This is a genomic window from Endozoicomonas sp. ONNA1, from assembly GCF_024606325.1.
Taxonomy (GTDB): domain Bacteria; phylum Pseudomonadota; class Gammaproteobacteria; order Pseudomonadales; family Endozoicomonadaceae; genus Endozoicomonas_A.
The window spans coordinates 1-1657 of sequence record NZ_JAHHPN010000773.1 but is presented as its reverse complement, the minus strand read 5'-3'; the positions used below and the strand labels follow the sequence as shown (position 1 = coordinate 1657).

The 1657-nt window shown below is 46.8% G+C and carries 1 protein-coding gene; it reads left to right on the top strand.

What is annotated here, in order from left to right; translation table 11 throughout:
* Positions 1-212: 212 nt before the first annotated feature.
* Positions 213-1657 (top strand): hypothetical protein (locus tag KDK19_RS18625; RefSeq protein WP_257292579.1); only part of this gene is annotated, 1445 nt, incomplete at its 3' end.

The window sequence follows — 1657 nt, the reverse complement described above, 5'->3', positions numbered from 1 at the left end:
AATGAAAGCTGTAAATATAGCAAGTATTTTGCATAGGCAGTCTTTCAGACTGCGAACTATCCATCCCCGAACTAGAAGTACGGGGCTTTCCGCTCAATTTGGTAAACAAAGTTCACACCGCTGGCGATGTTTTCTGGATAATTGTGAACCAAATCAAACTTTGCTGGTCTGAAGATTTAGAAAATTCAGAAAACAAATTATTGATGGAATGAATGATGCTGCCATGGATGTCCCGCGCTACTCTCTTTAACCTGTTCAGTCGCACCGTTCCGGAAACAGATGTTTCCTCTAATGTGCCCACTTCGGGTTTGAGCAATCAAACGGCTCGATCGGGTGGGTCCTCCGGTTGCTCTTTACACCAGCGGCACATCACTTCCACTCTCGACCAGCGTCGTGAATGGGTATCCCGGGTTCAGAATGCAATAGGCAATATTGACATTCCATTTGGTAATAAATTGCTGCGAGAACAGATAGATAAAGCCCAGTATGATCTTAAAAGGTTGAGTAAGGACCATCCCGGGGACAATCAAAGATTCTATCTGTCTTCCTTGCAAGCACTGATCAAAACCCTTGTCAGCGATATTACCCTTCCCGAAAATATTTCCGTTCTGCAAACGCTGGCTGATTTGGGGCTGGGACTTGATGCTGATTGGATGATTTGTACAATCAATATACCTCCCCAATTACTAAAGCAACTCTTGGGTAACACACGCCATGAAACAGTGCTGAGACTTCTTGGCAACCTTGCCAAAACAATGATGTGCAGGGCTGATCCGGACTTTATGGCAATATTGGACAGATACCTTACCCCGGGGCAACTGCAGGAAACAGCCCGGGAGCTTATGAGTGAGATGGCACAACAACGTTGCCCTCGTCTAACAAAAATTAATCAATCTCTTCGGATTTCCGATGGCTCAGCGCCCTATCTGATAACCGCTATTTTCGAATCACTGGACATCAGACATGGCGACCTTCAGACGTCACAGGATTTCTGCCAGACCATCACCACGGCACTGGGTTCAGAGTTTTTCATATTGCAACTTTGTATGCTGGAGGTGAATGCCCAAAGGCATGAAAAGCTGATTCTGGAAGCACTGAAAAAGCTGGATCATCAGGAGCGGGAACAGCTTCTGGTCTGTGCCTTTATCCTGGGCCAGCGGGAATTTTTCAAGCGGTTGCTGGCAGGCGCCTTACCCACAATTCTTAATCAGACATTTAATAACGGCAGTAATATTCTGCACCTTATGGCGACAGCACTTCCGAGCAGTTACTCTAACGGCGAATTATGCAGATATCACTGTCTGGAGGCTTATCTCCCCCGTTATGACCAGCTGTTTGAATATCTGCCCGCCAGAATTCTGGCTAATCAACAGGACCACAGCGGCGCAACACCGCTGTTGCTTTTATACCGACATCACTGTGCGCAATTAGCCTCAACACACCTATCCGGAAAGGATGACAGTCAACTGGCCAGAACCCGGCGCAGCGCTCTGATCAAGCTAACCACTTCTGGCCATCTCATTGATTGTATGAAGGAACATTTAGACGGAAAACGCCCTTTGAATGTCAACTGGTTTACTGAGTTCCTGCAACTGTTTAAATCCCTGCCGCCGTCTACTTTCAAAGCAGTCAGCTTGCGCTCTGCTGAGTATTCATA